Here is a 12,313-nt window from a genome sequence, read left to right on the forward strand (position 1 = left end):
TTTTTTGTAGGTACCACGGAGGGATTTTATTTGATAAAGGAAAACATAGAGGCCATAGAAAAACGCATGGCTGATGCGGCAGCCCGTGCCGGCCGGAGTGATACGGTTACCCTGATTGCCGTCACGAAAAATCATCCTGTAGAATGCATGAAAGAAGCCGCAGCAGACGGCATTGTGAACGTTGGTGAAAACCGCGTACAGGAAGCGATGGAAAAGATAAAGGAATTTCCAGAAAACCACCTTGTCTGGCATTTAATCGGTCATCTCCAGACGAATAAGGCTAAACAGGCAGTGGCTCATTTTGACCTGATTCATTCCATTGATTCGGAACATCTCCTGAAAGCCGTCGATAAAGAAGCTGGCAAGATAGGAAAAGTACAGGATATTCTTCTGCAGGTCAACGTAGCGCGGGAAGAAAGCAAATTCGGCATGGAAGTAGAAGATTTTCCGCGCATCAGCGCGCTGGCAAAAGAACTGACTCATGTCCGCGTCTGCGGTCTTATGTGTATGGCTCCGAATTTTGATAACGTGGAAGACACGCGCCCAATCTTCCGGATTGCCCACGCTTTATATGAAGATATGAAACCTCAGTTTCCAGAAGGTCAAGTCCGTTACCTGTCTATGGGCATGACTCATGATTTTGAAATAGCCATTGAAGAAGGGGCAAATATGGTACGCGTCGGTACTGCCATATTTGGACCGCGCCAATACTAAGGAGGATAATAAAACCATGGGATTGAAAAAATTTTGGAACAATGTAGTAGGCAAGGTCAGCGGTGTAGATGAAGATGATATCTATGAAACAGACGAAGACTTTGAAGATGATGACGATGAAATAGAAGACGCACCGCGTCAGAACCAGCGTCCAGTGGCAGCTGCCCGCCGGCCTGCACTCGGAGCGGCCCAGGTAGACCGCCCGCTCAAAATGATGATCGTAGAACCAGAAAGCTTCGACGATTCTCAGAGCATTGCTGATTTTCTCCGGGACCGCAAACCGGTTGTCATCAATTTTGAAAACACGGAACCGGATATTTCCAAACGGGTTGTCGATTTTGTCAGTGGGGCAACGTATGCACTGGATGGCAATATTCAGAAAGTGGGCAAGGATATTTTCCTTTGCGTACCCAGCAATGTAACAGTGGACCGGAGTAAACACGATTACGGTGATTTCACGGCACAGCTGGCTTGGAAAAACGGCGAAGGTAATAAACAGCAGTAAGACAGATGAGGCATTTTTGTGAAAAACAGAGATAGAATTATACGTTATTATAAGGGTACGGATAACGGCGAGCTGGCTGCCCGGCTGATTGATCTGGCAGACAGTACGGCCAAAGGCCGTCCCTATGCCGTCAGTGAATTTGTATCACCCGGTGCCGTACAGATAGGCGAAACGATACAGGCGTCCGCCCCTGGCCTGATCCTGAAGACCTTTGGCGGGTATGAGGGAGCAGAACGGGTGCGTCTTGCCTTTGTCAAGGAAAGTTATGATGGACCTGTTGATTTTGCCATTACCGCCTGCCATGTGAGCTGGGATGCCCGTTATCGCCTTCTCAGTCATCGTGATGTGCTGGGATCGCTCATGGGACTGGGAATCGACCGCAGCCGCTTTGGCGATATCATCATGGAGGAAACGGGAGCAGTCATCCTGACCGATGCACCCCTTCTTGCCTATCTGAAGCAGAATTTTTTAAAGATTGCCATGGTTCATGTTACGGTAGAAGACATGGCCTTGTCGGATATTGAGCCTAAACAGGAAAAGGTGAAAGAAATCAAGACGACCGTAGCGTCCCTTCGCCTGGATGCCGTCGCTTCTTCCGGGTTTGGTATTTCCCGTACCAAAGCGGCGGAAGCAATCAAGGGTGACCGGGTACAAGTTAATTGGCAGACGGCTAAAGGGCCGAGCCAGGAAGTACAGGAGGGCGATGTCATTTCTCTCCGGGGAAAGGGCCGGATGGAACTGGCCCAGATTACTGGTACTTCACGCAAAGGGCGTACAGGTGTTTTATTGAGACGATACATGTGAGAATTTTTGGAGGAATGTACCCATGCTTACACCAATGGATATACATAACAAAGAGTTTAAACGGGGCTTCCGCGGTTATAGTGAAGAAGATGTCGATGCCTTTATGGACAATATTGCCGATGACTATGAAAAAGTATACCGGGAATATTGTGAAATAAAGGAAAAATGCGAAAAGTTACAGGATAAGCTGTCACAGTATGAAAAAATGGAATCTACCATGAATAGTACGCTTATGCTGGCCCAGCAGACGGCAGAAAATGTCAAGGTGTCTGCCCGCAAAGAAGCCGATCTCATCCTGCAGGAAGCAGAAAATAAAAAGAAAAAAATGCTCGATGAAACGACACTGAACATGCAGACGACACAGCAGAATATGGAAAAAATGAAAACCCAGGTTAGTGCTTTCCGGGCTAAATGCCGGGCGCTGCTTACCAGCCAGATGCGTCTGCTCGATGATATGGTCATCGATGAAGAAACGGCAGTCAGTGATGGCAATACCCCGGCAGAACAGCCGGAAGCTGGCGATAACACAGCGAAATAACAGAACGTACAGAGATATGCTCTCTTCCCGGTATGACTCATGGCTGCCGGATAGAGAGCGTATTTGTTTATAATGCGGTAATACAGAAAGGGAGCTGCTGCTATGAAACGACTGGGACTTATGCTGCTGACACTGGCCTTATTGGCCTGTGGTACGGCCTCTGCATATAATCCGTACGCCCCGAATCCATTCGATGCGATTGAACAGGACAGCTGGGAATACAAGTATCTTCTGGATTTGACAAAGGCGGGCCTCACCGGTACAGATATGACAAGATTTTCACCTTCTTATGTCCTGACCCGTGTGGAAATGCGTGATATGCTGGTTACGGCACTCAAAAACCGCAGCCGGGCAACGGTATCCCAACAGAAAGAAATGGACCGCCTGGCTTCGGAGTATGCTGAGGACCTGACCTACGCCAGGGATGGAGAGACATTAAAGACAGAGACGGAAACGCCGGCTGGCGACCCGTTTGATTGGAAACAGGGGGATAAGACAAAATGATACAGCAACCAGAATACCCGATAAAAATGATAGCGATAGACCTCGATGATACGCTCATCCGGGACGATACGACCGTCTCTGATTATACGAAAGATACGATACGCCGGGCACAACAGAAAGGGATCCACATCATGATTGCAACTGGCCGTATGTATGCGACGGCCAGTCCCTATGGCCGCATGCTCGGGCTGGGGGATATCCCCATGATGTTGTTTGGCGGCGGACTGATTCAGACGCTGGAATCGAAGAAGATACTGTACAGTCATCCTATTCCACAGGAAGATGCGGCACAACTGCTCTCGCTGGCCAAAGAAAAAGGATGGATGATGCAATCATATATTGATGACGTGCTGCGTGTTGCCGAGTATAATCACTGGGTTGCCGATTACGAACGGATTACTCATTCCCACGCTGTCGTATGCGGTGATGATTTTTATACTCCCTGTGGTGCGCCAGATAAATTATTATCCTGTGATGAACATGAAGTCCTGCTGCAACGGGCAAAGGAAATAGAAGAAGCGATGCCGGGCAGATTCGATATCATGTGTTCCAAGCCGACATTTCTGGAAATTACGCCCAAAGGAATTTCAAAAGGTGTCTGCCTGAAACGTCTTTGTGATATTTATGGCATTTCGCTGCAGAACGTCATGAGCTTTGGAAACGGAATGAATGATTTATCCATGCTGAAAGCTGCCGGATTCGGCGTAGCTGTGGCCAACGCCGTACCCGAAGTAAGAAAACAGGTTCCGTATGTTACGGCATCCAATAATGAAGACGGAGTAGCCAGAGCTATTGAAAAATTTATCTTGTAAGGAGGGACCACGATGGATCAATTCCACTTGATCATTGTCACCGGCATGTCGGGTGCAGGTAAGAGCCAGGCTGTCAAAGTGTTGGAGGACATTGGTTATTTTTGTATAGACAATCTGCCGCCAGTGCTGATTCCCAAATTTGCCGAGCTTTGCGTCAAAGGCGGTGAACGGGTGCGTCATGTGGCCCTCATTGCCGATATCCGCGGCGGGCAGTTCTTTGATGCTATGAGCCAGGCTTTGCAGGAATTGCGCAAGCAGGGCGTTTCCTATGAAATTGTCTTCATGGAAGCATCAGACAAGGTACTTATAAACCGCTATAAAGAAACGAGGCGTGTCCATCCTCTGGCACTTCATGGGCGCATCAGTCAGGGAATCGCGGAAGAGCGGAAGCGGCTGGCCACGCTCCGGGAACAGGCTGATTTTATTATTGATACGAGCTCACTCAAGACGAGCCAGCTGCGGGATATCCTGCGCAAGCGCTATGCGCTGAATACAGGCCGCAAGGGACTGACCGTTACGGTCGTATCCTTTGGCTTCAAACATGGCATGCCCATTGATGCGGATATTGTCGATGATGTGCGTTTTCTGCCCAACCCGTATTATGTTGAGGAATACCGCCATAAGTCGGGCCGGGTTCCCGTAGTACGGGATTATGTCCAAAGTTTTCAGGTCACTCAGACGTTTAAAGAAAAATGGTTCGATATGATAGATTTTCTCCTTCCCAATTATGAGCGGGAAGGAAAAAGCCAGCTGGTCATTGCCGTAGGGTGTACCGGCGGGATGCACCGCAGTGTCTGCATGGCAGAAGAAATGTACCGTCATCTCAAAGAAACAGGTGTCGATGTATCTATTGAACACCGGGATCTTGCCAAAAATGATGTCGAAGAAGATGCTCCCGGTTATGAAGGAGAAGATGCATAAGGAGGGTGCAGAACATGCGCTTTTTTAAATGGCTTCATCCGGGATTGCACATCAAGCGATGGCTCTTCCTGTTTGGCCTGGGCATGATGTGTACTAGTTTTGGTATTGTCCTGACGTTTAATTACCAATGGATCGGCCAGGTAGAAGAATGGACCTTCCGCCTGCTCTATGAAGCGACAGGCCATTATAACTATACGGTCCTGGCTTCTCTTGGCATTGTCATTCTCCTGGCAGGCATCCTGATCATGGGATGGTCTACCCGGCGTCTGATCCGTACCATGCTGGGCGTTATCATGCCGAATGAGTCGGAAAATCTCAGTGAACTCATCTTATCTAATATGAAATTGTCCAAGGGTCCCAAAGTCGTCGTTATCGGCGGGGGGACAGGACTTTCGGTTATGCTCCGGGGATTGAAGACAAAAACGTATAATCTGACGGCCGTCGTCACCGTTGCCGATGATGGCGGGTCGTCCGGGCGGATCCGTCAGGATCTGGACATTATAGCGCCGGGGGATTTGCGTAACTGTCTGGTTGCCCTGGCTGATAAAGAAGGGCTGATGGAAAAACTATTTGCCCACCGCTTTGGCGGATCGGGTAATTTGTCCGGGCACAGTTTTGGCAACCTGTTTATTGCCGCGCTGATTGAAGTCCTGGGAGACGTAGAAGGGGCTATGGATGCGACAAGCAAAGTCCTGAAAGTCCGTGGGAAAGTCATTCCCTCTTCGGCAGATAAAATCCTCCTCAATGCGGAAATGGTGGACGGGACTATCGTACAGGGGGAATCGCAGATTCCCAAGGCCCATGGTAAAATTAAGCGGGTCTTTACGACACCGGAACATCCCCGTGCCGTGCAATCTGCTGTAGATGCAATCCGCGATGCCGATGCCATCGTACTGGGGCCGGGCAGTCTCTATACGAGTATTATGCCTAATTTGTGCATTCCTGATATTGCGGCTGCCGTGCGCGACAGCAAGGCGAAAAAGATCTACATCTGTAACGTCATGACACAGCCGGGGGAAACGGACGGATACAGCGTAGCCGATCATGTCAAGGCAATCGAACGACAGGCCGGAGCACCGGTCATTGATTTTGTCATGGCTAATAATGGCAATGTAGATCCGGCGATTTTACAGAAATATGCTGCTGCCGGCCAGTATCCTGTGCAGATTGACAAAAAAGAAATACATAAGACCGGCGCAACACTGATTCAGGCTGATCTGGTCAACAGAGAAACGGGAGCTACCCATGATACGAATAAACTGGCAGATGTCCTTTTTGATTTGATTAATGCGCTGCGGACGGATTTATCCCCTGAATTGCTGCATTATTATTTAAAGAGATATAATTTGAAACATCCCAGGAGGTGAGCTGTTTGTCGTTTGCAGAAGAAGTAAAAAACGAGGCCGCTCATATTCCAGTTGAAGACGCCGCCTGTCGCACTGCGGAACTGGCGGCGTTGCTGTGTATGGGAGGTTCGCTCCTTCCCGGTTCCGATGGATGCGCCGGATTGGAATTCAGTACGTCCAATAACGCCGTGGCAAGAAAAGCTCTGTCCATGTGGCGCCATTCTTTCTCCATACGGCCGGAAGTACTCGTGCGGCGGGGGCGCAGGCTGCGCAAAAAAAACTATTATATCCTCCGGATTCCGCCGGCAGTGGAAAGTACGGCCGCCTTGCGTTCCCTGACGTTGTTTCCTGCAGAGGAAGCCTTTCAGGGGCTGGAACTACGCCGTGATGACTGCCGCCGGTCTTTTCTGCGTGGCGCCTTTATGGGCGGGGGATCGGTCAATCAGCCCCAGGGAGATTACCATCTGGAACTGATGACAGGGAATAAAGAATTTGCCCGCCTGCTTTTGAAATTAATGCACCATTTTCACTTGTCTGCCAAGATGACAGACCGTAAAGGAGACTATCTGGTCTATGTGAAGGAAGGAAATGGCGTATCTTCTTTTTTGCAGCAGATTGGGGCCGTACAAGCGTATCTGAAATTTGAAAGTGTGCGGGTCGTCAAAGACATGCGTAACAATGTGAACCGCGTGGTTAATTGCGAAACGGCCAACCTTCAAAAAACCGTTAATGCGGCAGTACGTCAGACTGCGGATATTGAACGCATACGTGATTCGGGCCGGTATCACCTCCTGAGTCCCAGACTGCAGGAAGCGGCCGAATTACGTCTGGCCCATCCGGAGGCGACAATGGGAGAAATCGCAGCTTTGTCAGGTATTACGAAATCGGGATTATCCCACCGGTTTAAAAAAATCGCGACGATAGCGAAGGAAATAGAAGGTATGGAACATCATGAAATTACGAATACTCAGTAAATGTCTGATTGCAGGTCTTTTATGTGTGCTGCCACTGGTGTCGCTGGAGGCAGCGGATACAGAATACGGGGCAGATAATCCCGAAGTCATGGATAAAATCGTACGCAGCCGGATGCTTCCCGTGGCGATGACAGCACCTCATGATACGGGAACGCTGCTGTTCTCGGATAGTCCGGAATATGCCGATAAAGACGGAATTTTATATGTCGATAAAGTAAAGGGTGATACGCGGCTATATTTTTATCATGTCAATCAGGCAAATTATCCGCGCAAGATTGTCGCCATGGCATACAACCCTTCAGACCATGAAGTTATGGCAGGGGTCAGCGGTGTCTATTATGCCAAGCCAAGTACGTCTTATTACGATGTGGGCAAGGATTTGTCTACCTTATATTATGAAGGAAATGCGACCTATAACCGGGTCAGCGTTCCACCGCTCGGCTATGCCGTACTCAGCGACCGGCTGAACCGCGTCATCGTAGCTCCAGATCAGCTGTTTTCTGGTATTGTCAACATGAATCTGCCGGATGATATGTATGTTTCAGCCGTTATTATGCCAGCTGCGGCAGATCCGGTAGCTTTTATGAAAAAACAGCAGTATCTGGCCAGTGATGCCGTTAAACTGCGGGGAACCTTCCCGGGGATGGACCGCTCTCTCAAAAATCTGATTCCCTTTACGGCAGATGAAGGTATTGGCTATATTCTTATCGCCGACGGCATACAAGACCGGTTTTTACGGGGTTATGACGTGATTGACGACCGCCTTTCGGAGGACGTGGGCAATTATGGCCTCGATTACCTTATACAGATAAAAACCAGAGGAACAGGACTTCTCCACTACTATTTCAACACCCAGGGAGGGGAATATGCCGGCGTGGCTGAAATCAGTTATGATGACGGAAAAGGCGGAACAGCCAGTAAAATTGTAGAGCTGCCCCGTAAAGGACTGAGCATGGGATTTGATAATGCCTATGCGATGGAATACCTCGATTCTGTGGCAGCGGGTACGACTGTCACGATACATCTTATGCCACCGGGAGCAGCCAACCTCCCTGTGCGGATTATCATCGTTCCCGATGCATCGGTGCAGCAGGCGGCTGATGCCGTGCGTGAAGAAGCACAGCGCCGCCTGGAAGAACAGAAGAAACAGCAGCAGGAGAGTATCGGAGACGATTGGGCCCGGATTGAAAAGAAATTACATGCGGGCCGTACTGAAGAACAGACGGAGCTTTCGGGGAAAAAGACAAAAAGTAATGCCAAAAAAGATAAGAAAACGAAAGCAAAAACAAATAAGAGACCTGTTCAGGAAGATTTGGGACAGGGAGCATAATATAAGAGAAAAGGGAGCACGATGCAAAAATCTGCATCGTGCTCCCTTTTTCCATATAGATGATGGATTATAAGTCTTGATCTTTCGGTTCTTCGCCAAACCACTTCTTGTAAATCTTGGCATACGTACCGTCTTTTTTAATCTGACTCAGTGCGTCATTAAATTGTTTCAACAATTCCGGTTTATCCTTGCTGATAGCCATGGCTGTACCGCGGGACAGAATCGGATCGCCGACGATTTTTGCTTTTTCATTGCCACCGTGGGTCATGTAATCCTGGGCGACGGCTTTATCGATAGAAATTGCATCGACTGTACCGGCTTCCAGTTCCATCCAGCCCTGACTGTTGGTATCAAATTCCTTGACGGTTGCCCCATGTTCCTTTGCATGGTCGCCGGCTTTGGAAGCTACCTGTGCGCCGACTGTCTTGCCGGTAATGGTGTCATAGCCGGTAATGTCGGTATTATCCTTGCGGACGACGATTGTATAGCCGCCTTTGTAATAGACATCGGTAAAGGCTACCTGTTTCTTGCGTTCCGGTGTAGCGTCCATGCCGGCAGCGATGACGTCAATCTGACCGCTCTTGAGGGCAGGGATGAGGGCATCGAAGCCAATGTTTTTGATTTCCATCTTGTAGCCCAGTTTATCACAGATAGCCTGGGTGAGGTCCATATCAAACCCGACAACTTTATCATTTTCTACGGATTCAAAAGGCGGGAATGTGGCTTCTGTGCCGACGACGAGAGTTTTCTGTTCCTTGGCGGCATCTTTCTTGTCACCGCTCTGGGAACCACCGCAGCCGGTAATCAGCGTAACGGCTGCCAGGGAAGCAGCAAGCATAGTTACATATTTTTTGTTCATCATGAGTCACTCCTTCAAACGGAATTACTTTTTCCCCATATATAATTCACTCAGATCAGACATGATCCGGGTGTGAGGGCGTGTTGCAAACGCTGATGCCGGTGTGGCACCGGTGGTAACGGCAGCAAAATCGACGCCGCCATTTTGAGCAGTATCAGCATCGATAAGACTATCGCCAACGTACAGGATATCTGCCGGGACAAGATGAAAATAATCTTGTATGAGCCGGAGTCCATCGGGGGCAGGCTTGGCATGCTCTACATCTTCAATGCCGATAACGCGGTCGATAAGGGGCTCCATCTGTTCACGACGGATGGTTTCCATGATGCGGCTCCTCGTTTTGGTAGAAACGATGCAGCAAATGGCACCGGCTTCTTTCAGATAAGTGAGGGCCGGTTTCGTTTCCGGATACAGATGGGTATTGGGCGTCATGTAGAAATCGGAATACCGGACTTTATAGAGCCGGATGAGCCGGGCCAGTTTCCCTTTTTCTGTTTCTCCTGTAATAATCGACATGGCATCGTACATTGTCTTGCCGATGGTACTGCAGATGACATCCCGGGAAACGGGAGCATATCCTTCATCATGGAGAAGCATTTCAAAACACATGACGATGCCTTGTTCGGAATTTACCAGAGTATAATCAAAATCAAATACGTATGCTTTATACATTCTTATTCCTTATTATTCTTTCGGTTCCGTACCAAACCATTTTTTGTAGAGCTGGGCGTAGGTACCGTCTGCCTTTAATTCATCAATGGCTTTGTTGACTTTTTCCAGCATTTCCGGCTTGTCTTTGCTGACGGCCATGGCAATGCCATCGGGGGCCATCTGAGGTTCACCAGCCAGCTTCAGGTCATTTTCACCGCCGTGGCTGAGGTAATACATAGCTACGGACGTATTGATGATGACGGCGTCACTGTTATTGCTGTTCAGCTCCATCCAGCATTGGTTATTGGCGTCTACCTGTTTGATAACCGCGCCGGCCTGCTGCCCCAGTTCAACGCCTTTTGTACCGACCTGGGTGCAGACATTCTTACCGGATAAATCCTGGAATCCATTGATTGTCGTATTATCTTTGCGGACGACGACGGAATATCCGTCATGGAAATACGGTTTTGTAAACGATACCTGTTTTGCCCGTTCCGGTGTAGCATCCATGCCTGAGGCGATGAGATCGATCTGGCCACTTTTGAGAGCCGGAATCAGAGCGTCGAAGCCCAGACTTTTGACTTCGGCTTTCATTCCCAGTTTGTCAGCAACGGCTTTGGCAAAATCGATATCAAAGCCGACATACTGATCGTTTTCTGTGAATTCAAACGGGGGAAATGTCGGTTCCATACCGATGACCAGCGTATCACTGGATTTCTTGCTGCTGTCACTCTGAGAACCGCCGCAGCCGGTCAATACAGTCATGGCTGCCAATGAAACAGCCGTCAGTGTAGCCCATTTTTTTTTCATTCTTATATCTCCTTATATAGATAGTGTGGTATAACGCATCCCAAAACGTTACCAAAAGATTACATTCATAATTATACATATTCAGAAAAAATAATACAAGCCATTTGATTACATATTCGTGCATACGTTGTATAATATATGATAAAAAAGAAAGTGGTGACCAATATGACAAATGAAACATTAAAAAAAGCAATAGAACAGACAGCAGTGGCAGTCAGGCAGATGAACCCGCTGGTTCCATCCATTACCAATACGGTAACCATTAATTTCGTAGCGAATGCCCAGCTGGCAGTGGGAGGATCGGCTGCCATGGTATATCTTCCCGACGAAGGGGAAGGGCTGGCGCATATTTGCCAGGCTATGTATATCAACGTGGGTACTCTATTCCCTGTTTATGCAGAAACACTGCCTCTTACGGCAAAGGTACTTCACGAAGAACGGAAACCCTGGGTCCTCGACCCTGTAGCTATCGGTCTTGGGAAGATGCGAACTGATTTGCTGACTCAGTTTAAAGAATACAAGCCATCTATTATCAGGGGAAATGCCTCGGAAATTATTGCGCTGGCAGGATTATGGAATTTATCTGGTGGCTCGGCCGTTTCGGAAGTACGTGGTGTCGATTCGACGGATACGGTGCGTGCTGCGAAAGATGCAGCTATGGCACTGGCTTCATGGACGGGTGGAGCCGTTGCCGTGTCCGGAGCGGAAGATTTGATTACCGATGGGAAACAGGTAGTCATCTCAAAAGGAGGATCGCCTATGATGCCCTGTATTACCGGGACGGGATGCTCCCTCGGTGGAGTCATGGCCGTTTATGCAGCTGCAGCCGATCCGTTTGTAGCCGCAATTACCGGCGCTGCCGTATATAATCTGGCGGGAAGCCGGGCAGAAACCTATGTAAAGGGGACGGGTTCATTCCAGACGGCATTTATTGATGAATTGTATACGGCCCAGCCGTCAGATATTGCGGCAAATCCCTTTATATTAGAGTAAAGCAGAATCATTCATCGGCGTATATGAAAGGCAGGACTGTCACGATAGTATACGTATCAAAAGAGGGTTAACAAGCCTTAGAATAGAGACGTTTGTCGCAGACCGCAGGCCGTTGGTCGAAGTGATTCGATAAACGGTTAACGAACTGTGATGAACGTCATTTTTTTTTAGCGGTGTAAAAAAATCCCTTGACAAGAAGGGAAGAGTGGGATATACTAAATAAGCTGTTGAGCGGACGTGAAGGTTCCCTTCCTCCTATCAAAAGTATTTCAAAAAAAGTGCTTGACAAACTCCTGTGAGTTTGTTAAGATATACAAGTCGCCGCGATGAGCGATGAGCTTCCTTCATCTCAATCATGCGGCTGGCAGATGACCTTTGAAAACTGAACAATGCAACATACGAATGAACGCCAGATAAGTAGAGAGCCATGTTTGAAGGAGCCGTAAGGCGACGCGCAAACATGAGCGAATCACTTATACCGAGATTAACTCGGTAGTGCGAGGTTCTAGAGATAGAACGTCAAACAATGAGTAACAAACCAACAATAGTAAG

Annotated in this window: 14 protein-coding genes; 11 read left to right on the forward strand and 3 right to left on the reverse strand. The window is 48.5% G+C overall.

Translation table 11 applies throughout. The features are described 5' to 3' along the window. Positions 1–30: 30 nt before the first annotated feature. The 10 genes from B2U90_RS01980 to B2U90_RS02025 all read left to right on the forward strand — a co-directional run bounded on the left by B2U90_RS01980 (position 31) and on the right by B2U90_RS02025 (position 8,448). A complete protein-coding gene (locus tag B2U90_RS01980) occupies positions 31–714 on the forward strand; it encodes a YggS family pyridoxal phosphate-dependent enzyme (protein ID WP_059076165.1) in 684 nt (227 codons plus the stop codon). A 16-nt stretch (positions 715–730) separates the two neighbouring features. After that, a complete protein-coding gene (locus B2U90_RS01985; RefSeq protein ID WP_059076164.1) occupies positions 731–1,219 on the forward strand; it encodes a cell division protein SepF in 489 nt (162 codons plus the stop codon). 18 nt (positions 1,220–1,237) lie between these two features. Further along, entirely contained in the window at positions 1,238–2,023 is a 786-nt protein-coding gene (locus B2U90_RS01990) for an RNA-binding protein (protein WP_292016979.1), read from the forward strand. 22 nt (positions 2,024–2,045) lie between these two features. Continuing rightward, positions 2,046–2,561 carry a DivIVA domain-containing protein gene (locus B2U90_RS01995; protein WP_059076162.1) on the forward strand — a complete coding sequence of 172 codons (516 nt, stop codon included), beginning with the start codon at positions 2,046–2,048 and terminating at the stop codon, positions 2,559–2,561. Positions 2,562–2,663: 102 nt separating this feature from the next. Further along, the gene (locus B2U90_RS02000) at positions 2,664–3,065 is read left to right on the forward strand and encodes a hypothetical protein (RefSeq protein WP_292016980.1); all 402 of its coding nucleotides are present in this window, start codon (positions 2,664–2,666) and stop codon (positions 3,063–3,065) included. Further along, positions 3,062–3,877: a Cof-type HAD-IIB family hydrolase gene (locus B2U90_RS02005; protein WP_292016981.1), complete on the forward strand. Its 816-nt coding sequence runs from the start codon at positions 3,062–3,064 to the stop codon at positions 3,875–3,877. Before B2U90_RS02000 ends, B2U90_RS02005 begins: the two co-directional genes overlap by 4 nt. A 12-nt stretch (positions 3,878–3,889) precedes the next feature. Continuing rightward, positions 3,890–4,798: an RNase adapter RapZ gene (gene rapZ, locus B2U90_RS02010; RefSeq protein ID WP_059076159.1), complete on the forward strand. Its 909-nt coding sequence runs from the start codon at positions 3,890–3,892 to the stop codon at positions 4,796–4,798. 14 nt (positions 4,799–4,812) lie between these two features. Next, positions 4,813–6,165, forward strand: a complete 1,353-nt coding sequence (yvcK, locus tag B2U90_RS02015) for a uridine diphosphate-N-acetylglucosamine-binding protein YvcK (RefSeq protein WP_113855073.1) — start codon at positions 4,813–4,815, stop codon at positions 6,163–6,165. Between the two features lie 5 nt (positions 6,166–6,170). Further along, positions 6,171–7,118: a DNA-binding protein WhiA gene (gene whiA / locus B2U90_RS02020; RefSeq protein WP_059076157.1), complete on the forward strand. Its 948-nt coding sequence runs from the start codon at positions 6,171–6,173 to the stop codon at positions 7,116–7,118. After that, positions 7,096–8,448, forward strand: a complete 1,353-nt coding sequence (locus B2U90_RS02025; protein WP_292016982.1) for a hypothetical protein — start codon at positions 7,096–7,098, stop codon at positions 8,446–8,448. Before whiA ends, B2U90_RS02025 begins: the two co-directional genes overlap by 23 nt. 67 nt (positions 8,449–8,515) lie before the next feature. Here B2U90_RS02025 and B2U90_RS02030 read toward each other — a convergent pair whose 3' ends face one another. Genes B2U90_RS02030 through B2U90_RS02040 form a run of 3 tightly spaced genes read right to left on the reverse strand, consistent with a single transcriptional unit; the run spans position 8,516 to position 10,768 of the window. Then, on the reverse strand, positions 8,516–9,307 hold the full coding sequence (locus B2U90_RS02030; RefSeq protein ID WP_172793337.1) for a basic amino acid ABC transporter substrate-binding protein: 792 nt from the start codon (positions 9,305–9,307) through the stop codon (positions 8,516–8,518). A gap of 24 nt (positions 9,308–9,331) precedes the next feature. After that, positions 9,332–9,979, reverse strand: coding sequence for an HAD family hydrolase (locus B2U90_RS02035; protein ID WP_292016983.1), 648 nt, complete (start codon positions 9,977–9,979; stop codon positions 9,332–9,334). A 12-nt stretch (positions 9,980–9,991) separates the two neighbouring features. Continuing rightward, positions 9,992–10,768 carry a basic amino acid ABC transporter substrate-binding protein gene (locus B2U90_RS02040; protein ID WP_150824515.1) on the reverse strand — a complete coding sequence of 259 codons (777 nt, stop codon included), beginning with the start codon at positions 10,766–10,768 and terminating at the stop codon, positions 9,992–9,994. Positions 10,769–10,933: 165 nt separating this feature from the next. Here B2U90_RS02040 and thiM point away from each other — a divergent pair, with 165 nt between their 5' ends. Continuing rightward, positions 10,934–11,761: a hydroxyethylthiazole kinase gene (gene thiM, locus B2U90_RS02045; RefSeq protein WP_292016984.1), complete on the forward strand. Its 828-nt coding sequence runs from the start codon at positions 10,934–10,936 to the stop codon at positions 11,759–11,761. Positions 11,762–12,313: the final 552 nt, after the last annotated feature.

This window comes from Megasphaera sp. UBA4233 (genome assembly GCF_002395615.1).
Lineage (GTDB): Bacteria > Bacillota > Negativicutes > Veillonellales > Megasphaeraceae > Megasphaera > Megasphaera hexanoica.